21 protein-coding genes and 1 pseudogene are annotated in these 20,613 nt (G+C 38.8%); 5 read left to right on the top strand and 17 right to left on the bottom strand.

Going from position 1 to position 20,613, the window contains the following annotated elements:
* Positions 1–14 precede the first annotated feature (14 nt).
* The gene (locus NST25_RS14345; RefSeq protein WP_076184534.1) at positions 15–566 is read right to left on the bottom strand and encodes a YdhK family protein; all 552 of its coding nucleotides are present in this window, start codon (positions 564–566) and stop codon (positions 15–17) included.
* Positions 567–789: 223 nt separating this feature from the next.
* Between NST25_RS14345 and sleB the strand changes: the two genes are divergently transcribed.
* Positions 790–1,383: a spore cortex-lytic enzyme gene (gene sleB, locus NST25_RS14340; protein WP_248548334.1), complete on the top strand. Its 594-nt coding sequence runs from the start codon at positions 790–792 to the stop codon at positions 1,381–1,383.
* A gap of 190 nt (positions 1,384–1,573) precedes the next feature.
* Here the strand turns inward: sleB and NST25_RS14335 are convergent, their stop codons facing one another.
* Positions 1,574–2,125: a GNAT family N-acetyltransferase gene (locus NST25_RS14335; RefSeq protein WP_339190984.1), complete on the bottom strand. Its 552-nt coding sequence runs from the start codon at positions 2,123–2,125 to the stop codon at positions 1,574–1,576.
* Positions 2,126–2,451: 326 nt separating this feature from the next.
* Between NST25_RS14335 and NST25_RS14330 the strand changes: the two are divergent.
* Positions 2,452–2,758: pseudogene (locus tag NST25_RS14330) on the top strand (DUF2935 domain-containing protein); the annotation flags it as partial.
* Between the two features lie 7 nt (positions 2,759–2,765).
* Entirely contained in the window at positions 2,766–2,918 is a 153-nt protein-coding gene (locus NST25_RS14325) for a hypothetical protein (RefSeq protein WP_339191324.1), read from the top strand.
* Between the two features lie 64 nt (positions 2,919–2,982).
* Here NST25_RS14325 and NST25_RS14320 read toward each other — a convergent pair whose 3' ends face one another.
* The 8 genes from NST25_RS14320 to NST25_RS14285 form a co-directional block, all read right to left on the bottom strand.
* Entirely contained in the window at positions 2,983–3,249 is a 267-nt protein-coding gene (locus NST25_RS14320; RefSeq protein ID WP_076184530.1) for a CD3324 family protein, read from the bottom strand.
* Between the two features lie 187 nt (positions 3,250–3,436).
* Positions 3,437–4,831, bottom strand: a complete 1,395-nt coding sequence (locus NST25_RS14315; RefSeq protein ID WP_340394269.1) for a protoporphyrinogen oxidase — start codon at positions 4,829–4,831, stop codon at positions 3,437–3,439.
* A gap of 143 nt (positions 4,832–4,974) precedes the next feature.
* The gene (locus tag NST25_RS14310) at positions 4,975–7,578 is read right to left on the bottom strand and encodes an FtsX-like permease family protein (protein WP_339190977.1); all 2,604 of its coding nucleotides are present in this window, start codon (positions 7,576–7,578) and stop codon (positions 4,975–4,977) included.
* On the bottom strand, positions 7,575–8,258 hold the full coding sequence (locus tag NST25_RS14305) for an ABC transporter ATP-binding protein (RefSeq protein ID WP_076125806.1): 684 nt from the start codon (positions 8,256–8,258) through the stop codon (positions 7,575–7,577). Before NST25_RS14305 ends, NST25_RS14310 begins: the two co-directional genes overlap by 4 nt.
* 95 nt (positions 8,259–8,353) lie before the next feature.
* Complete coding sequence (locus NST25_RS14300; protein ID WP_339190974.1) at positions 8,354–9,355, bottom strand: HAMP domain-containing sensor histidine kinase; 1,002 nt, start codon at positions 9,353–9,355, stop codon at positions 8,354–8,356.
* A complete protein-coding gene (locus tag NST25_RS14295) occupies positions 9,356–10,039 on the bottom strand; it encodes a response regulator transcription factor (RefSeq protein ID WP_076125811.1) in 684 nt (227 codons plus the stop codon).
* A gap of 34 nt (positions 10,040–10,073) precedes the next feature.
* Positions 10,074–10,874 carry a GNAT family N-acetyltransferase gene (locus NST25_RS14290; protein ID WP_339190970.1) on the bottom strand — a complete coding sequence of 267 codons (801 nt, stop codon included), beginning with the start codon at positions 10,872–10,874 and terminating at the stop codon, positions 10,074–10,076.
* Positions 10,875–11,085: 211 nt separating this feature from the next.
* Positions 11,086–11,853 carry an SDR family NAD(P)-dependent oxidoreductase gene (locus NST25_RS14285; protein ID WP_076184525.1) on the bottom strand — a complete coding sequence of 256 codons (768 nt, stop codon included), beginning with the start codon at positions 11,851–11,853 and terminating at the stop codon, positions 11,086–11,088.
* Between the two features lie 257 nt (positions 11,854–12,110).
* On the opposite strand from NST25_RS14285, the gene NST25_RS14280 reads away from it, so the two are divergent.
* Positions 12,111–12,719, top strand: a complete 609-nt coding sequence (locus NST25_RS14280; protein ID WP_076184524.1) for a TetR/AcrR family transcriptional regulator — start codon at positions 12,111–12,113, stop codon at positions 12,717–12,719.
* Positions 12,720–12,818: 99 nt separating this feature from the next.
* On the opposite strand, the gene NST25_RS14275 is transcribed toward NST25_RS14280, so the two are convergent.
* The 5 genes from NST25_RS14275 to NST25_RS14255 form a co-directional block, all read right to left on the bottom strand.
* Positions 12,819–13,136, bottom strand: a complete 318-nt coding sequence (locus NST25_RS14275) for an iron-sulfur cluster biosynthesis family protein (protein WP_076125818.1) — start codon at positions 13,134–13,136, stop codon at positions 12,819–12,821.
* Between the two features lie 121 nt (positions 13,137–13,257).
* On the bottom strand, positions 13,258–13,716 hold the full coding sequence (locus NST25_RS14270; protein ID WP_340394268.1) for a DMT family transporter: 459 nt from the start codon (positions 13,714–13,716) through the stop codon (positions 13,258–13,260).
* A 31-nt stretch (positions 13,717–13,747) separates the two neighbouring features.
* The gene (locus NST25_RS14265; RefSeq protein ID WP_076190424.1) at positions 13,748–14,173 is read right to left on the bottom strand and encodes a DMT family transporter; all 426 of its coding nucleotides are present in this window, start codon (positions 14,171–14,173) and stop codon (positions 13,748–13,750) included.
* Between the two features lie 190 nt (positions 14,174–14,363).
* Complete coding sequence (locus tag NST25_RS14260) at positions 14,364–14,765, bottom strand: NUDIX domain-containing protein (protein WP_076184523.1); 402 nt, start codon at positions 14,763–14,765, stop codon at positions 14,364–14,366.
* Between the two features lie 56 nt (positions 14,766–14,821).
* The gene (locus NST25_RS14255) at positions 14,822–16,051 is read right to left on the bottom strand and encodes an MFS transporter (protein WP_036678069.1); all 1,230 of its coding nucleotides are present in this window, start codon (positions 16,049–16,051) and stop codon (positions 14,822–14,824) included.
* 133 nt (positions 16,052–16,184) lie between these two features.
* Here NST25_RS14255 and NST25_RS14250 point away from each other — a divergent pair, with 133 nt between their 5' ends.
* Positions 16,185–17,081 carry a LysR substrate-binding domain-containing protein gene (locus tag NST25_RS14250; RefSeq protein ID WP_340394266.1) on the top strand — a complete coding sequence of 299 codons (897 nt, stop codon included), beginning with the start codon at positions 16,185–16,187 and terminating at the stop codon, positions 17,079–17,081.
* 26 nt (positions 17,082–17,107) lie between these two features.
* Here NST25_RS14250 and NST25_RS14245 read toward each other — a convergent pair whose 3' ends face one another.
* Together NST25_RS14245 and NST25_RS14240 are read right to left on the bottom strand one after the other, a co-directional pair.
* Positions 17,108–18,805 carry an ABC transporter ATP-binding protein gene (locus NST25_RS14245; protein WP_340394265.1) on the bottom strand — a complete coding sequence of 566 codons (1,698 nt, stop codon included), beginning with the start codon at positions 18,803–18,805 and terminating at the stop codon, positions 17,108–17,110.
* A gap of 58 nt (positions 18,806–18,863) precedes the next feature.
* Complete coding sequence (locus NST25_RS14240; RefSeq protein ID WP_340394264.1) at positions 18,864–20,405, bottom strand: ABC transporter ATP-binding protein; 1,542 nt, start codon at positions 20,403–20,405, stop codon at positions 18,864–18,866.
* Between the last annotated feature and the right edge of the window lie 208 nt (positions 20,406–20,613).

Below are 20,613 nucleotides of genomic sequence, written 5' to 3'. Positions count from 1 at the left end.
TTTGTGTTGATCTATTATTTTACAGGTGAAAGCTCATCTTCTGTTACCCACTTATGATTTTTCACTTCATCTCCACCCGTAGTAGGTTTGTAATTAATCATATAGACAGTGGTTTTTTCTGCTGAGTTAATCTGAGCCGTTGCACCCTTCATATCCTTCATATGATCAGATTCCATAATGACCTCTGAGCCTGGTTGATAGGATATATCCTCTGCTTCTTTTATTTCTTCATGAATAATCCACTTATGATTGGTGACCGGCTGACCTCCTGTAGTAGGTCTATAGGAAACATTATATGCTGTCGTCTCATAAGCTCCCACAATTGTCGCAATGGCTCCCTTCATCCCTTCCATATGGTCAGTTTGGATCACAGCTTCACTTCCTTCTTTGTAAGTAGGATTCTCCGCTACCCTCAGATCTTTTGGAACTTCACCTGAACTTGAATGTGAGTTATGTTCCATTTGTGTATCGTTAGAAGACATCTGATTGCCATAGCTATTGTCATTACTACAAGCACTTAAGCTGAAAGCAGCTGCGACGACTAGTAGAAATAATTGCTTTTTCATATAAAAGACCTCCGAAATTTTATCTGCCTATAAGTATTATTTTACCCATTTCAGAAAATCACAAACGGAACTAAGGATTCACAGTTTGTAAAACAGTAATTTATTTTCCATTAAATGAGTATTGTCTCAATGCTTAAACTATATTTATAATGTTTTCTGAAAGGAGGCTGCTATAATGAAGACTAAAATATTCACTTTGTTGCTTCTTTTGGGTCTGGTGAGCATGGCTACTATGATCGGTTCTGCTAATGCAGCTCCGGTATTAACCATAGGAAGTTCTTCAGGAGATGTATGGGATCTACAATATAGATTAAAAACCCTTGATTTCTATACTGAGCCCTTAGATGGGGTATACGGATCACAGACGAAAGCAGCGGTTGCTAAATTTCAAAAGGCCTATGGCATAAGCGCTGATGGGATTTCGGGGACAAAAACTTGGAATATTTTAAAAAAACACACGCTTAATATTAATGAAATGGATATTTTGGCTAAAGTTATCTACAGTGAGTCTCGCGGTGAGCCTTATGTTGGACAAGTTGCAGTGGGTGCAGTAGTCATGAATCGTATACAATCTAGTCAATTTCCTGACAATATCAAAGAAGTTGTATTCCAAAAAGGAGCTTTCACAGCCGTATCTGACGGCCAGTATTGGCTTACACCAAATCAGACAGCTTATTTAGCTGCTCTTGATGCTGTTCGAGGTTGGGACCCGACAAACCATTCAATCTATTATTTCAATCCCGATACAGCAACTAGTGCATGGATTTGGTCACGTCCGCAAAACTTAAAAATTGGTAAGCATATATTTGCAAGTTAAACGCATCAAATAGCTAAGATCAACAAAAGCCGATCTAACTACGATAGTTAGATCGGCTTTTATTATTAAACCTATTCGGTTGTGTTAGCATCCATTCCAAGCACTAAAGCCACCAAATATTGCAGTGAATTGTACTTATAAGCTTTTGCTTTTAGGAATGAATTCTTAAACATAACTTCGAAATCCCCTTTTATGGATTCGATAATTTTGTTTGGTTATTGAATGTAAAAATCATCTTTAATTCATCATCATATGACTTCCCGCATTCCTCTAAATAACTATCACCAGTGTATTCTTTTAAAGTTTTCCTCCAAAAATGCTGTGCTCTCCTATTTGTATCCGTGGGATTCGTTTGCAGCTCCCAGTTACCCAAATGAAGCTTAAAGACTTCCTTAGCCGCATATTCAGCGATCCCCTTACCACGGAAGGGCCGTAGAATAAAAAATTCATTCAAATAGAATTCACAAGCAGACGGTGTGTATGGTGGTGTAGCAACTAATGCAAACCCTACTGGAATATCATTTTCTTTTATTAAATAAGGATACAAAATGCCAGCTTTCTCCCACCAAATGTCGAAGACTTTATTCTGTTCCTGCAGTGACTGTGTCTCGTCCTCCTCGAATATCCCATATCGATTAGGAATCGTCCCCCATATTTCTGATAGATCGTGTAAGTATAGTGGGTAAAGGTTGTTAATAATAAACTTCGAGGCACTGTCAGTTAAGGTAATTGTGAAATTCATGTCGTACCCTCCTTACCTTCTGTTCGAATTCCTGAATATATTTATGGAGATCACTCAAATATTATGGTTACTGGAACAAGCTTAATCTCCATCATACCTCCACAATTTCTTGTCTATTGTCACTTCTTTTTTAGTATAATTACGACCTCGCTCTAGTTATATGCCATATTCGATTAGAATTAATTTTTATATAATGTCACCATTTATATTTGATAATTAAGTTAAGCGTACCTACTGTACTTCTATATACTCGTCTTAACTTTTGCGGATATAGTACAAACCTCACGCATATTATAATTGTATGAAAATGGGGGGTGTACTCAGATATGCCGGATCCTTTTGTTTCGAGACCTCTAGATGAAATAAGATTCTGGTCACGAATCATCAAAGAACACTCTTTTTTTCTTAAACCTTGGGTTTCGTTGTGAAGACACGCAACTAATTAATGAAGCAAACCATTTCTATGCCACATTCGAAGCCATAGAGAATAAATCACTCGGATTTACTGTGGATTCTGATCCAGCAGTAATATGGAAGTTTAATGAGGAAGTTCATAGTGCAGCTTCACATATCTGGGCGTTTAAAAGGAAAATACTAGGTCTAATTCTACAATGTAAGCTTCCAGGCGGAACGAAAAGCAATGACAATGATGAAAGAAGCACTATACAAAACAAAAGTTTCTAGTACAGCTATTAATGCGGCAAATAAAAAGATGGATGAAGGCGTGAAGTATGAAGGACAGTTCGTAGATGGGATCAATAAATATCGGAAAAAGTATGGTATTTCAGATTAAATTATTATTAAATTCCAAAAACCACGTCAGAGTTTCCTCTAACGTGGTTTTTTTGGATGATAAGCTATTTTTTTGAATAAATGATTTTCTTAATACTATCCCTAGATAGGCAATATTCATCTGAAAGCTGGTCAACCGTTGCACCCACAGCAAACCTTAGACAGATTTCGATGTTTCTAGATCTTAAGTATTTTCTGCTCCCTGACTTTTCGCCCCATTTTACATGTGATTCTTCAGGCTTAGGGATATAAACCATACCCCCGTTGATATATTTCTGAATTTCCTCTAATAATTCTTTTGGGAAAATCGTATCTGCATTTACATATTTCATAATCGCTCTGCTCCTTAAACTTTTTATGAGTTTGAAGGTAGCAAAGTCTATTCTTTAAACAACCCATGCACACTGCACTAGCGGTAAAATCAATTTTTCGCTCTATACAAACAACCGCCGTTGTTTATAAGTCTAGACTTTGCATAGAGCTGATCGCTAATCTTCTCACGATTGTACACCCTCCTTTTTAATGTGTAATTACTTGTTCCAAAATACGCTCTGCTGTTTTTTCTCCATTCGCAATACAATCTGGAATGCCTACACCATAATAGGAGCATCCAGCAAGGATAACATTAGGATACCTGTCTGTCATCTTCTTCTCTAAGGATACTACAATTTGATGATGAAGTTTATGGTAATTTGGCATTACATCATGCCATTTGGTCACATCGTAGGTAGCTGGCTGTCCTGTTATCCCGAGACTGGTCTGTATATCTTTCAAAGCCACCTTCAATAGTTCCTCTTCAGATAGCTTGATCAACGAATCATAATGAGGGTTTGAGCTTTTATAAAAGAGTCTGACAAGCAGACGCTGTTGTCCTGACGTATGCTCCCACTTGCGACTTGTCCACGTACACGCATTACATAGAACATCATCGCTGTTGGCAGTGATGAACCCTGTGCCATTCGCAGGCAGCTGACTGTCGGGGATATCAAATCCTAAATATACACTAATCATAGAACTATTATATAACTGATTGAAATCTTCATTTAGTTCTTCGTCTTGAAGTAGCGCTTGTGCAGTAGAATGCATCGTTCCAAGTACGACAACATCGGAGTCTATGATTCGTCCATCTGCCAAAGTTACCTGGTACTGCTCTCCACGCTTCTCAATTCTTTCGGCACGAATCCCTTTGATGATCTCCGAATTAGAAAGATGTTCTTCCATAGAGTCGATCAAGGCAGATACACCTCCCTTGAATGACATGAACTTCTTATCACCATTCCCTTGAAATTTGGCTTTATTTGCGGATAAGCCTTGAATAATACTGCCGTATTCATTCTTATAATCAATCAAATAAGGCAGCGTTGAGGCTATTGTAAGTTCGCTTAGCTTCCCGGAATATACACCTGAAAGAACCGGTGAAATTTGCTTCTCGACAAGTTCTTTTCCAAAGAATGCTTCTAGAAAATCACCCACGGAATCGTTTTTCGTAAACTTATTATTGGGAGTGTAGAAATCTTTGAGTGCTTCAACCTTTCCTTCAGCTGAGATCAGTTCTGTTGTAGCAAGCGACTCCATACTGAGCGGAATGCCAAAGACTGCATCTTTAGGAATTTGCTTCAGTTTACCTTCTGTATAAATAAAGGATATTCCTGTCGCGTTATATACAACCTCATTTTGTATACCCAACTCTTCAATCAGAGGTGCAACATTCGTTTTGCGAGTGACAATAGAATCTGCCCCAGACTCCATAATGAAGTCTTCTTGTTTTAGTGTTCTGATTTTGCCGCCCAGTCTATCGCTGGCTTCAACCAAAATGATTTTTACATCTAGCTTGTTATGCTCTATAGATTTCTGTAAATAGTAAGCGGTAGACAATCCAGTAATTCCCCCGCCAATCACGACAACTGTTCTCAATTCGTTGACACCTACCTCGTGGTTATAATCTGTTCAATTCAATTGTGTACATTATATCATAGGAATTTATAAGAATTTACATACCAACGTGTCAGATATGACACAAAAAAGCCGCGTTAAACGCGGCAATGATGGGCTAAGAGTTATATATTTTCCTGTTTCAATGCATCGATAATGTTCTCTTTTTTCACTTTTGAGCTTGAATATAACATGGCTGCACCAACGATGATAAACACTGCCAATATGACACACAAGATACTCATCCACGGAAGTGTGAATCCATAAGAGAAGCTGCTCATCATTGATCTATAGATCAAGTACATAATAACTATACTAATCGGAAGCCCATATAGTAGTGACTTTATTCCATAAAAAACACTTTCGTAATTAATCATTTTATTAAAACCGTTTGGCGTCATGCCCACAGACTTCAGCATCGCAAACTCTCTTTTACGAAGAGATATGCTGGTTGATATCGTATTAAAAATATTCGCAATTGATATTAAAGTAATCAAAGCAATAAAACCATAGGTGAAAATAGACATTAACATGATCATCTGCTCACTATTTTGTCTATTTTGATACACATTTTGAACATAGATATTCCGCTCTTTCATTTCCTCTATGGCTTGTTGTGTTGCTAATGGGTTTGTGCTATTCAAGTTAAGCCGGCTTTGAATATCTTTGCTCATCGCATCATTTGTTAGTTTATCGAAGACTTGTTCAGAGACGATGATGTTTATTCCACCAACCATTGCTGAATGTACTCCCATTGGACGTTTATCAGTTAAAGCGACAATTTTTACTGGTGATAAATCCGTCTCTTTTTTGGTATCCCAATCCGTATAAATAAGCTCAAGCTTTTGGCCGACTTCAGAGTGAAAAGCTTTGGTCTCAACAATTTTTTTAGCTTTCTCATCCTCAAAGGTAACCGTATCATTCACAATAGCAGTCATCTGATCAAGCTTCGTTAGTTGTTCATAATTTATACCGACCGTTTCTGCATAGGTTTTCAAACTCTGTTCATTTAGTGCATAGATCTGAATATAGTAAGGATATTTCCCGTTCTTTAGAACACTCTTATCCGCCTGCACAATCTCTTGCAATTCTTTTGCCATATTTTTCTCATCAATCCATGAACTCACACTGAGTTCCTTAGTCACATTATATTCCGTTATATTAGGTAATTTGGATATCGAGTTCGTCAACCGGTCCACTTTTTGAGCGTCCTCAGTCCCCATATATACTTGGATATCATAGTTCAAACCATCCTGTGAGAGTTCTACCGATCTTCTCATATTAGAAGTGAACGCTGATACAGATAAAAATAAAACAATACTAATGACAAGTGAGAACACGGTTGCTTGGTACCTGCGTTTATTTCTCTTTAAATTCTTCAAACCAATTTCTGCTTCAATACCAAACAATCTGCGCACGAACTTGGATGTTTTCACCGCTTTACCTGAGAGCTTAACATCGGTTGTTTGTCTGATCGCATCAATTGCCGAGATCTTTGAAGCCTTTCTGGCTGGAAGATAGGTGGATATAAAAATTGTCAGTATTGAAACTAAACAAGCGGTTAGTAGAGACAGAGGTGTAACAATCAACATTAATCTCTCAGTTATCCCTAATACATCTTTAATCATCGAATTGATAAACATAAAAGTGATCCCGATGCCTGCTATACCGCAAATGATCCCAATTGGAATACTAATTAAACCGATAATCATTCCTTCAAAAAACACTGAATTCTGCTTTTGCCACTTTGTAGCCCCTACACTGGAGAGCATCCCTAAATGACGTGCACGCTCCGAGACAGAGATTGCAAAAGCATTATAGATTAAAGAAACGGAACCAATGATAATCACAACCATAATAATTACTGACAATAAAAGAAGTGTGTTACGTAAGCCATCGTTATTCGTCACACCATAATAGCGGAGCAGACTATTATTATAAGAGATCGACTCGATCTTATTTTCTTTTGCCAATTCCTCTGCATGCTTGTATATGGAGCTGTCCACCTTTTTTAATACAACCGTCGCTGTGGTTTTTTCAGCTGCTCCAATCATGCTTTCATCCACATAACTTATGGCAGTATAACCCGGAGACCATGTTGGTTCCCAAGTAGGACGTTTTATCACTCCCACAATCGTATAGTTCATTGATTTTTTATGAATAATCTTTTCAAGCAGGGTATCCTCTTCAGTCCGTAATCGTTCATTCTGAGATAGGGGTTGGCCACTATTTTCATCATCGCTAGTGACACGTTCACCCACATCAAGCGTTAAAGTTTCACCAATCTTGTAAGAGACTTTTGCATTCTTTGCAATCTCCTCAGAAATGACTACTTCGTGGTTTTTCTTCGGGAGTCTACCTTCCAGCAGTTCAATCGGGAATTGTTTAAAACCAGCTGCATTATATTCCTTGATATACCAATAGGGTTTATTCTCATTCTTCCCACCCTCTAAAGGGGCGTAGCCACGATCGTTGGAGATCACTAGGGCTTTTGTCGCATCATCTGTTTCTATCGCTTTGAGCTGAGCTTTAGTAACATTTCTATATTGGACATGCCATTCTCCATTTGTAGAGATACTTTGCTTCTTCATTAATTCCATAAAAGAAAAACCTAACGTCGCCACAGCCGTTACCATAGCTACTGAAATGATAACTCCAATGATAGTTACCAATGTTCTTCGCTTATTCTGTTTCAAATGTCTTATAGTTAATTTGTTTACGATATTCACGGACGAATCACCTCATCTTTAGCGATCCTTCCATCTTCAATAGTAATAACCCGATCTGCTTGCAAGGCAATACGTTCATCGTGAGTAATCACAATCAGTGTTTGATTATACGTTTTATTAAACATTTTTAATAATTCAATAATTTCACTGCTATTCTTGCTGTCAAGATTACCAGTTGGCTCATCTGCCAGCATAATTGCAGGGTTACTAATTAATGCTCTGCCTATGGATACCCGCTGCTGCTGTCCGCCTGATAGCTGATTCGGCAGATGGTTTAAACGATTTTCCAAATTTAACGCCTTCACGGTATCTGCAAATTGCTTCTTATCCACTTTATGCTGATCGAGCAGCAACGGAAGTGTGATATTCTCTTCAACCGTCAGCACCGGTATGAGATTATAGAACTGATAAATAAGACCAATTTGTCTGCGTCTAAAGATCGCCAGCTGTGTTTCATTCAAATCATAAATATCCGTGTTATCTACAAATACTTTACCACTTGTCGGTCTATCCACCCCACCTAATAAATGCAGAATCGTTGATTTTCCTGAGCCGGATGGTCCAATAATCGCTACGAATTCACCTTTTTTAATTGAAAAAGATACATCATCCAGAGCCTTTACTGCGGTCTCGCCTTTACCATATGTTTTAGACAGATGTTCAATCTTTAAAATATCCATTGTTAGACCCCCATTTGTTGATGAGATCAGTATATCTGTCTACAATGACTCTTCAGTGACTCTTAAGTGACATTCTAGTCACTAAGCCATAAGTGTTAAATCACTTGCTTGTAAAATTTGATCCGAAATTGTGTCCCCTTTCCTACTTCACTCACCACATCAATCGTGCCGTTTTGTTCAGTGATAATACTTTGCGCCAAGGCAAGTCCGATTCCAACGCTGTCTTCGTTTGCATTTGTACCCTTGTAGAATCGTTTGAAAATATAGGGGATCTCTGCCTTAGGAATTCCTTTGCCATTATCAGTAATGACAATTTCCGTGAACAGCGTGTTTTCTGCAAAAGAAATCGTAATCTCTCCCCCAGCAGGTGTATGCTCTACACAGTTTTTCAGAATATTAATCATCGCCTCAGTTGTCCAATTGTAATCGCCTATGAATGAGGTAGCGTCTTCACCTTCGATTAGGATCCGTTGCTCCTTTATATCCATTGGAATCAGTATGGGCTCCATAGATTTCTGAACAAGCTTCTTTACTTTTATTGAATCTTTTTTAAATTGAATGGTTCCGGCATCGATCTTTGAGAACTTTAATAATGAAGAAACCAGCCAGCCAATCCGATCGAGCTGAAGGCTGATTTTCCGCGTAAATTCTATTCTTTTCTCAACGTCCAGATCAGGATCACTTAATAAATCTGCCATCACGGTCATGGAGGTAAGTGGTGTTTTGAGCTGATGGGAGATGTCGGAGATCGCATTGGTAAGCTTTATTTTATCCTCTTGCAAAAGCAAACGCTGCTCCGATAACATCAACGTCACCTTATAAATATCATTTTTCAGGATACTAAGCTCGCCTTCCTGATTATCACGAACATCGAGCGAATAATTACCGCTGCTAATTTGACGTAGATACCCTGAAAGCTTCTCAATTTCGCGGTATCTCCAGCGGGTAAATAATAAACAACAACCTATAAGCAGAACTGAAGTTACCGCCGTGATCCCCATCGCTGCTGATGAAATAAATGCCGTTCCTATAATCGCCAGAAGGCTGATCGTAGACATCGTTAGTAATAACCATCTAAATTCTCTGTTTCGTAACATCTAATCACCAACCTTATACCCTAAACCGCGTACTGTTTTGATCAATGTGGGTTCTTGCGGGTTATCCTCTAACTTTTCCCTTAAGCGTTTAATATACACAGACAATGTATTATCATTTACAAATTCTCCGGCGACATCCCAAATCCGCTCTAACAACTGATTTCTGGAAAGGACTTGTCCCACATGATTAGCAAATATCAGAAGCAGACGATATTCTAATGCTGTTAGCAGAACTTCATCGCCGTTCTTATAAACTTTTCCTTCAAGCGTATTAATCCGTATATTCTCTAGTTCAAAATTAGATGGAGTTTGAGCCTGCTTGTTATATCTCCTTAACACCGATTTAATGCGTGATAACAGCTCGCGAATCCGAAATGGCTTAGTTATGTAATCGTCTGCTCCCATATCAAGTCCCATCACTACATTAACTTCGTCATCAATCGCAGTTAAAAAGATGACCGGAATATCGCTCCGCTCCTTCACGATCTTACACAGATCATATCCGCTGCCATCCGGTAGAGAGAGATCAAAAATGCAAAGTGTTACTTCAGATAACCGCTCCGCCAACACCCTCCTAGCAGAGGTTGCATCATAACATAAAATAGTTTCAAAATGATCCTGCTGCAAGGAATATTCAAGTCCTGAAGCAATCGTTCTATCGTCCTCTACGAGCAATATTCTCATAATGTTCATCCTAACCTAATAATTTGCGAAACCGTCATATTGAAAAAGCACTACACTTATATTGATGAATTTGCTGAAATCCTAAACGGAGCGCTAGCTTTCGGGAAGCTTCATTATCTAATGAACAGTCCCAGTAAGGCGTAAAACCATTTGTAAGTATATCCTCCGCTACTAAGGCCGCTAAATGAGTCCCCACTCCTCTATTCCGATACTTGGAGAGAGTTTCAATTCCGATAGCATGTGTATCCTCCGTAACGAAACTAGAATAACATACACCCATAATCTCAGTTCCCTCAACAGCAGCATATCCATAGCCTTTTGCCCTAAAGTCTTCTTTCGATGACCAGAATAAATCAATATTATCATGTACAAATTCTATATTCTTTAGATCTAAGTCCTCCCAGTCCAGCATTTTAAGATTTATAATTCTAATCGCATTATTAAGGGACTCAACGGGCTTGTGGAATAACTTGAACACCATTTGTTCAAAAGGATATAGCTTCCTAGAAGGAAACATCAATGCCAGATTCCATTCATTGTGTTGACCTGAGACTTCAAAATACTCCAGCCCAAGCTTTTTCATCCTCGGTGCAATATGACTGGATATATAACTATCTAAGCTCTTAATAAATAACTCATTGGTGTGATCGCCTATAATATAAAATCCTTGCATCCCCTTACTCCATACCAACGCGCTTTTTGGTGTTACAAGTTGATCTACAAAAATCCAGCCCGGATTATTTCCCTCGATAACGGAGAGAATTTCAGGATGAATAGGAGCACCTGTAAGTAACGGTTTCACTTCATTAAAATCCTGTTGAGATAATTCATGCATATGAACACTCCTCGCCAACAATTTATCTAAATCACTGATCAATACTTAAAAAGATTAAATCCCCTTTGTATATTCTATAAGATAATTCAGCAAATTGCTTATTATAAAATCCGATCCGGGTATCCTAAATAAAAAAGAATTGGACCCAATGCTTGACGCACAGGCCCAATCCTTTATTTGAAGTATCCTTAATGATCGAAATCAGCTTGCATTATTGACCTATCATACCACCATCGACTGTATATAGAGAACCCGTTACGAATGAAGCCTCATCCGAAAGAAGGAAGTTCATCACAGCGGCAACCTCTTGCGGTTCTCCGTAGCGTCCCATAGGTGTTGCAGCTTCGTTAGCTGCCTTGTATTCTTCTGCGCTTCCAAAATTATTTTCAATTTTACGCATCATTTGTGTATTGATCGTTCCTGGGAGTACCGCATTTACACGAATACCAAGTGGTGCAAGCTCATTTGCAGCTACGCGAGTCAGACCAATTACAGCATGCTTAGACATAATATAAGGGGCCATACCTGGTGCACCCATGAGTCCTGCCAGAGAAGAAGTGTTCAGAATAGCGCCTGAGTTTTGTTTTTTCATCACAGGAATTACATAGTGTAGTCCAAGAAATACACCACGTACATTGACGTTATATACAAGATCAAGTGCTTTAACGTTAAGCTCTTCGATTTGACCTGCCGGACCTTCAATTCCGGCATTGTTTGCAAAATAATCAATGGTTCCAAATTTTTCTATCGCTTTATTAACATAATTCTGAACGTCTTCTTCATTAGAGACATCCGCAGCTACAGCTAAAGAGTTAGATTCATTTAAGCCTAAATCTTGGATGACATTTTTTATCGCTTCTTCATTCAGATCGACAAGTACAAGATTCAGTTTACGATCAGACAATCGACGGGCAAGCTCTTTACCGATTCCACCTGCAGCTCCAGTAATTACAGCAGTTTTTACATTTGATTCACTCATTGTATGTTCGCATCCTTTGTTATGAATTGGCTATATATTATAGTCTTAGGAGATGGGATAACTTATCTCTATTACTAGAGTACACCCCAATAGTTAACCTATTCAATAATCAGAATTTTAAGTAATGTCGCCTAACCAACATACTTGCTCTCCGTGTTTACTTATGTCTAAATCTTGAACATTAGCTGATCTTTTGTTACTTTTAAAATAAGAACTATAAATGAACGATAAAAAGATCATAGCTGGAGGTAGTTTTTTTGATACAGGAAGAACATGAAGACAGAAGAACCAGAAGAACACGCCAAGCTCTGAAATCTGCATTCGTTGAGCTAATATTGGAAAATAGTTATGATTCAGTTACGATTTTGGACGTGACTAATCGAGCGGATTACAATCGAGGGACTTTTTATAAACATTTTGAGAGTAAAGAGGCTTTGCTTAAGGAAATACATGATGAATTTCTACAGGGTATAGGTGAGGCGCTATTAGACCCTTATGAGGGATTGGAACGTATTGAGGCAACGGAGGTCTTCCCTTCCATTCTGCAGCTGTTCGAATATATTGAGGGGCATAAAGCGGAGTTTTTAGCCTTATCCGCAGTGGAACGAGGGAAAATGACTGTTGAACTGTTCGACCGTTTACGGGAATCCATGCGTGAGGATATGCGAATTGAGATAGAAGCTGATGCTGCTCCTGTGGATTATGAAATTATGTTGAGTTACCAAATGTCTGCTACAGTAGGTGTCATTATGCACTGGGCTGAAGTCAATTTCAAATATTCGGCGAGCTATATGGCAGAACAGTTAATTACACTGGTTAACAGCAAAATAGACCATATAGCTTTTATGAAAAAACCCAATGGGTAAGAACCGAATTGCAAGTGCCATATATAGGAACGAAATTTAAAAAACCAGCGCATTGAGAGATGATCTCAAATGCTCTGGTTTTTAGTAGCAGTGCTCTACTCAGCGAATATCTTTTACTCGAATATTGCTTCCTAACAGGCCCGAATCACTACTTAATCTGAATGACGGGTAATTCTCATCTGCTTCAAGTCGCATCTGTTCATCAAATAAAGATTCCTGTTGACGGTCCACAAAAAAAGTAAAAGGCTCTTTCTGAACTTCAATATCTGTAGCATGGGGTTCACTAATAATCTGAATTACGATCACGCCATTACAACCACAGCCCTCTGTATCGAAGAACAATTTAAAATAACCTGGTCGTTCACCAAGGTTTTCATTTAACTTTTCTGTAGTTAGAGAGTTCAATTGTATGAACATTGGATGATCTGCTCCTTATTTATAATTGAGTTACTACTTTCCCAAAGTATAGATTGTTTTGCTTTCACTCTCGTGTGACTGCCATCACTTCTATTTTGACAAACATGAGTCTGAGGATAAATTAAGCCGACTTTTGAGTCCCCCGGGCACCACCTAGCTTAAACACTAGAATACCGCCAACAATCACGAGTACTCCGACCAACTGCTTCCAGGTGAAAGGAACCTTTTCAAGCCCTAACCAGCCGAGGGAATCCCACAATAAAGCAAACCCAAGCTGAGAGATTAATACGATCGAGATCGCATAGGTAGGCCCAAGACGTTTGGTGCCTTGCACGAGACAGATTACTACACCCACCCCGATTAATCCGCTGATCCAGTACCAAGGCTCCATATTTCGCAAAGTAAATATTCGGCCGCCTTCAAAGATAAGACTCATAATAAAGGAAGCCAGAAAACCCAACCCTAATACTAACGTCGTTGTGGCCCAAGATCCAACCTTTTGATTAACCTTCGTATTAAAAATATTTTGTAAACTAACGAATGAACCCGCGACAAGCGCTAATATTAACCCTAAAATCATAACGTAACTCCTCCAGTTGTTGATTGTATTCTCAGAATTTCAAAATCACTACTCCAGCAATCATCAACCCTATTCCAATAAACTGTGGGAGTCTCATTTGTCGTTTTTCCATCCCAAACCAGCCTTTAATATCAATTAAGAAGGTCAAGCATAGCTGTGCAATCAGCAATGTCGATATAGTAAAAGTAACGCCAATCTGTTGAATGGCAGTGACTTCACTGAAAATAACGACTGCGGCAAAAGATCCGCCAATTAGATATAATGGTTTTACTTCTTTTAATCCTTGCCATTTCCCATCTCTAACAAATAAGAGGATTAGTAACGACATGATAAATCCTGTTAACTGTGTAATTGTCGCAGCTTGCCAAGTCCCAATATCTTGACTAATTCGAGCATTAGATACTCCTTGCAGAGTGATACAAGCCCCCGCTAAAAACGCAAATATAATTCCTCTCATTTCTCTCTCTCCTCAACTTCGATCTCTTACATATTAAAAAGCAATTCAGGCCTTTAAAAAAGGACATCTGTCCTAAACCAAAATAAACGATGTTGTTGCCCCTATAAGCCTTTCGTATATTTTCAAAAAAAAGACCGCCTCAAGCCATCTCTTAGGCTTAAAACGGGCTTTCAGAACTTTAAATTGTGGATTAGGAAAGTAATTTATGCTCATGCAATTGATCGAAAATGATCTGTGTAACAACTGAAACACGATTTCGATCCTTATAAGATAACCAGGATAACTCTTCAATTTCCGACGCAGGACTAAGTGTACCTTCAAAATCCGCGATATAACATGTCATTTTAACTATGACGCCTTCAGCTTTACCGTGAGCTTCCGCTTCAAAGGTTCCAAAATAGGAGATGGTTTCTAGTTTAATACGAACAGAGATCTCTTCCTCGATTTCGCGCACGAGCGTCTCCTCGTCTGTTTCTCCAGCTTCTCTTTTTCCTCCAGGCAAATAATAGGTATCTTTCCCTTTGGAACGCGCACACAAAACTTGTCCATTCTGAATATGAATCCATGCAATTTTATCAATGATTGTAGTCATACAGTTCTCCCCATATTTTTTTCTAATAATTATATCATACAGCCAAGACCATCTATTTATACAACGTCTATATTTGATTTTTGTATGTGCAGCTTAGCTTTGGCCTGAGGTACATGATGAAGCAAATAGTACGCAGCAAGAGAAAGAAGTGTTACTCCCCCCGCAACCTCATACATCATTCGGTAATCCGTATAAGAAGCAATTAAACCCATGAAATACGAGCCCGCTCCATAACCCAAATCAAATAACAAGAAAAAGGTCCCATTCGCACTACCTCTACGATCTTTAGCCGCTAATTTAAGCGCAAGAGTCTGGAAACATGGCATAAGTGCACCATATCCAATTCCCATAATGACACCAGACATCATTAACATCAAACCAGACCGAGCTTGACTTAAACTAAGCAATCCAACGGCGAAGATTAGAATTCCGGGATAGATGAGAATATGCTCATTATATTTATCGAATACTTTACCAATAACCGGGCGAAACAATACAATCATAATTGCAAAAGCCACAAAAAAATAACCAGTAAGCTGTGATTGATGAATTTCTTTCGTAAAAGAAGCTATAAATCCAGACAAGGAGCTGTAGGAAAAAGCAAGCGTAAATCCGACAAGTGATATCGGCAAAGCTTTCGGCTCGATTACGTCTCTCCAGCGAAGCCCTTTTCGCGTCTTAGCAGGTTCCTTAACAGCTTCAATAACGTTAGCCTTATCTTCTTTTGGCATCCGAACACCTAACGTGAATAACAGCGAGAGAGCGGCAATCACACACACGCCTAACAGTAGTACATTAATATTCTCATCTTTCCAGAGAAAAAGACCCAATGCGGGTCCAATGACCATAGCAATGCTCATAAACATGCTAAAATAACCGATGCCTTCTCCTTGACGTGAATAAGGAATTAGCGTCGAGGCTATTGTACTAGTAGCTGTCGAGGCAACAGCATAACTCATTCCGTGTAGGAAACGAATTACCAGGAATAATACAATTCCATTAGATCCGAAGTAACCAATACAGGCGATTAGAAATATGGTTAGCCCAATAACCGCCATTTTCTTTTTGCCGAATTTATCGACCCATTGTCCCGAAAAAGGACGGATCAAAACTCCCCCTATTACATAGATAGTAATCGCTAACCCCATTTGCTGCTGATTCCCGTGTAAGCTTTCCTTTACGTATAACGGAAATGCAGTTGCCAGAATATAAAAGGTCAGGAACATAAAAAAACTACTTAAGCAAACAACAATAAAATTCCGGGTCCATATTTTCTCTCTAATCACAACAGACTCTCTCCATCCTACCTATAACTTTTTATATGTTACAATAGTATAGGACTGAAAATTAATTAAGTAAAATACATATTATATGATCGATAGATCACATTAGAGTTATAAGTAAAGTGAGGTTTTTGTTATGGAATTCCTTCAGCTTCAATATTTTCAGGCAGTTGCACGCCATGAACACATGACTAAGGCCGCAAAAGAATTAAATGTATCTCAGCCCTCCCTTAGTAATTCCATACAGCGTTTAGAGAAAAACTTAGGTGTTCCCTTATTCGAGCGACAAGGCAGAAATATAAAATTGAACGAATTCGGCAAAACCTATCTGCAACGTGTCGAGCAAGCTTTTATGGAACTTGAAGAAGGACAACGTGAGCTCACAGATATGGCCGGACTTGAACATGGAGTAATTTCCATTGCGGCCACACTCCCGTATGTATTGCCCACTTTACTAAAAGAATTTCTTACCCTTCATCCGCATGTACGGATCATCCAACGTCAGCTCGGCTCTGCGTTAGAAATGAGAAATGATTTAGAGAGTGCAGCGATTGATTTTTGCATATCATCTACACCTGTTACCGGACCAGATATCGAGTGGCTTACCTTAGCAGAAGAAGAATTATGTTTAACTGTGCCCAAGAATCATCGCTTTGCTAATCGAAAGAGTATTTCTTTGATAGAAGCTGCAGGTGAGAATTTCATTTCTTTATCTTCTAGATATAATTTCCGTGAAATTTCAGATGAATTTTGCCGACAAGCTGGATTTGAACCTCAAATTACGTTCGTGCTTGAAGAAGTAAGCGCCATTCAAACCCTAGTAGAACTGGGACTAGGAATCACCTTCACCCTCCCTCTCTCCTTAGGCAGAAGAAGTCAAAATACAGAAATTGTTCAATTAAAAATAACAGAACCACTATGTCAACGCTCTTTTGGCATCGCATGGAGCAGAAAGCACTTTTTATCGCAAGCAGCTATACATTTCCGGAAATTTGCTGTGGATTTTTTCAGTAAACCTCATGAATATAATTAAGGTAAAAACTACTATGCTAAGCATTTTTAGTTATACCAAGATGATTGTAAAACGTACATATCTGCATAAATCCCTTTATTATTTATTAAGTCTTGATGCTGCCCCACTTCAGCTATACTTCCATTATCAATAACATAGATCGTATCAACATTTTTCGCCCAGCCCAGTCTATGTGAAATGAAGATGGCAGCTTTATCTTGGCAGATATCTAATAATTGTGTATAGATCTGCATCTCAGCATTCGGATCAATCGCAGAAGTAGGTTCGTCAAACACTAGAAGATCCGCATCATTATATAACGCACGCGCTATCGCCAGCTTTTGCCACTGTCCGCCTGATAGCTGCCTGCTTCCTTCAAGCATTTGACCTAACCTTACATCTAGTCCCCCTAATTCGTAAAACAAATCCATCAGCTCACATTTTTCCAGAATACTTAGTATTTTCACATCGTCCGCCGAAGATTTGGCATCACCCAACAGGATGTTTTCTCTTAGTGTCATTTCGAATTTAATAGAATGCTGGTACACGACGGATACTTTACCTTGAGGTTCTGGACTGTCTTTCCAGTAAATAAATCCAGAACTAGCAGTGTACTGCCCTAATAACAATTTGATCAAGGTAGACTTTCCTGCTCCATTTTCTCCAACGATGGCTATTTTCTCACCGGGCTTTATGACCATATTGATGTTAGATAAAACAGACTTACTGGATTTGGCGTATTTAAAATAGACATTTGAAACGGTAATAGGAAGCATAGCTTCAGAGCTGTTATTGATATTATTTTTTCGGAAATCTCTATTTTTATAGGTAAGCACTTCATTTAAGTCATATAATTTACTGCTGCTGATGTAAAGCTTGCTTAGCGGCCAAGTCAAACTCATGATTTTACCACCACAAGTTAACAAAGCCAGAAATAATACTGAGATTGTCCCCACAGTAACTGTATTTGACTCCCCCATTTTACTTAACAGATAGACCAATACGATAAAAATAGCACTCGTCTGAACCATAGCCACAATCATCCCTGTTTTGATTTCGAATTTCCTCGCACTATACCTTTTATCATGCTGCTTCTTCATAAGCTTTGCCCAGAGATCCGTAAAATAGGAGATAGAGTTATAAATTCGCATTTCCCTAATCGCATTAGGATCTTCCAAAGTTACAGCTAGATAATCCCCCATTCTTCCGTCAAAAGTAAGCTCTCGCCCTGTTCTTCTAACTTTAATCTCAGTAAACATTCGAAAAGATAAAGTAGATACGATCATTAAACCCACCACCAGTGTGACTAAAAAATATCCACTTGTAGCCGATAACCAGATGATACTTATAAGTCCTGAGATATTTCCTACACTGGACACCAAAAAACCAGTAATTCCCTCTAAATCTTCTCCAACTATTGTTTTAGCTCTTTGCAGCTTGTTCCCAAACTCTTCATCATCAAAATCCTCAAAGTCAACTTGGTTTGCAATATCTATCAGCTCGGATTGGAAAGCGAGAGTTAGTTCCGCATTCATTCGACTTTTCATTATGTTGGTTATACTCAATGAACAGGCTTGTACTCCATGAATTAAAACAAACCATAGAATCGGAATAAAGGTTATCGCACCAGCAGCTACTGCATTAATGATATGAACTTGAACAGAATACGAGTAAAAAGTTAATAATCCACTGATTATAGGAACTATGATCGTTATTGTTGAGATTACTGGACTTTTTCCAATCATCCGTGCCAGTATCGTTAAAATATTCTTAAGGTCTCTTCTCAGCAGAATCTCTCCTTTCTCAGCCATATAAAGAGGACTGGCGGTTAAACATTCCCCTGTACTTACCATCCAATATCATTAATTCTTCATGTGTTCCACTTTCTACGATTTCTCCATGCTCAAACAGAAAAATTCTATCAACAAATTTGGACATATATAGCCGATGTGTCACAATAATGGAGGTCTGCTGCTCTCCTAATTTCATAAAGGTTTCAAACGCCTGCTGTTCCGCGTAAGGATCAAGGGCTGCAGTAGGTTCATCAAAAATCGTAAGCGAGCCGTTGTTGAGGTAAGCACGTGCAATCGCAAGTCTTTGCCATTGTCCACCAGACAGATCGATCCCCCCAAACTGTGGACCTACTAAAGTGTCCAACGCAACACCATAAGAATCGGCTTCTGCTTTTCTCATCGCAGCTAATAATCTTGAATCGTCATACATGGCAGCAATATTCCCCATGGCTATGTTTTCTCGAATTGGTCTATGTAATTTAGTGAAATCCTGAAATACAACGCTCACACCCTTTGTGACGTTATGAGCCAGAACTTCCTGCTCTCCATTAAACCATTGGATGTTTCCCGCTGTTGGATGGTATAACCCTGCTATCAGCTTGATGAGCGTGGATTTTCCTGAACCATTCTCACCTACAAAAGCAACTCGTTCACCAGGTTTGAGGGTCATGTTTATATTTTTAAGCGTGTCCTGTGCATTGGTTGCATAACGATAATTCAACTGCTGAATTGTGATCTGCATCGCATCGGTATTCCTTATGGAATCTTCCGGATCTCTTTGAACTTGCTCTTCAAGTTCCAAATACGCACTATACTCATTGAAGCGCAAGCGACTTTTGGTCAGATCAGAATACATCCTTGTTAGTGCAGGAATGACAATAAATAATTGACTAGATATCTGAAGTAATAATACGAAAAGTCCGGCGCTCTGCCCGCTACCTCCAAGCGTAATTGCTAAAATAGCAATCGTAAGCCCGTTTAATAAAGTCATTATTATACTTTGGGAGAAGCTTAAGGTCTCAGATAAAATAACTTTTCGGTGCATTTGTTTGAAATTTCCATTAAAGATCTCTTTCATTGTGGTAACCAAGTAGGAGGACATTCCGTACATTCTTACTTCCGGGAGGGTATTTCTACTAACCAGCAAATCAACGATATAATTAATCATTCGTACAGAGGAGGTTTGATTCGCTGAAATGGCCTCTACTTTCCGAGACATCCATCTCATGAGGTAAAGCTGCAGAATTTGTACAACTAAAATGAACACTGCCAGGATATAAAAGCCATAACAGGATAGGACTACGATAAGTGCGATTAATGTTATAAAGTGGATTGTCACTCCGGTCCATTGATCTAATAAATCGATCAGGGAAAGCCGTTTTGCTTTTTCTCTAATCGTTTTTGTTGCGGGGTCTTCCAATAAAGCCGTCGATAATTTAGAGGTCTTAGCCAAAATACTATGTTCCAGTTCATAAATACTGTTTGCCGTTAAATTGGTTACAGAAATGGCTCGAAGAGAACCATTGATGCCAGCCAGATATAAAATTAACATCAGTGAACTTACCAATAGTAAGATATGTAGGTAGGCGTTAGTCGTGAAGTTCTGAATGAGGTCAACCACATATTTCGTTATGAACAGCTCTGCAAATAGAATTGGTGGGCTCAGCAGGTTAGTGATAAAATATAAAAGTGAGTTTCTTTTGTCTTTTACATAGAGTAGCTTTACAACGTAGAGAAAGTCAGGCAGATAGCATCTCTCC

Origin of the sequence: Paenibacillus sp. FSL E2-0190, from assembly GCF_037992965.1 — a bacterium.
GTDB lineage: Bacteria > Bacillota > Bacilli > Paenibacillales > Paenibacillaceae > Paenibacillus_AQ > Paenibacillus_AQ odorifer.
The sequence above is the reverse complement of the archived record's forward strand: the minus strand, read 5'-3'. Positions and strand labels throughout refer to the sequence as shown.